Source organism: Geobacillus sp. DSP4a (genome assembly GCF_013096875.1).
GTDB classification, from domain to species: domain Bacteria; phylum Bacillota; class Bacilli; order Bacillales; family Anoxybacillaceae; genus Geobacillus; species Geobacillus thermophilus.
In genome coordinates, this window is sequence record NZ_SDLD01000253.1 from 1 (window position 1) to 326 (window position 326).

Below are 326 nucleotides of genomic sequence, written 5' to 3' on the forward strand. Positions count from 1 at the left end.
CCTGATAAGCGTGAGGTCGGTGGTTCAAGTCCACTTAGGCCCATCGGTTGCGGGGCCTTAGCTCAGCTGGGAGAGCGCCTGCTTTGCACGCAGGAGGTCATCGGTTCGATCCCGATAGGCTCCACCATCTCGATGTTTTCTCAAAAAAAATCGTTCCTTGAAAACTAGATAACCGGAAAAGCAAAGGAAGAAGCCGAGAAGCGCTGTAGGTTAAGCTAGAAAGGGCGCACGGTGGATGCCTTGGCACTAGGAGCCGATGAAGGACGGGGCAAACGCCGAAACGCTCCGGGGAGCTGTAAGCAAGCGTTGATCCGGAGATGTCCGAA

Annotated in this window: 1 tRNA gene and 1 rRNA gene; both read left to right on the top strand. The window is 54.9% G+C overall.

Annotation, left to right across the window (positions count from 1 at the left end):
- Window positions 1-51: 51 nt before the first annotated feature.
- Window positions 52-127, top strand: a tRNA-Ala gene (locus ETC02_RS17220).
- Between the two features lie 81 nt (window positions 128-208).
- Window positions 209-326, top strand: a 23S ribosomal RNA gene (locus ETC02_RS17225); the annotation flags it as partial.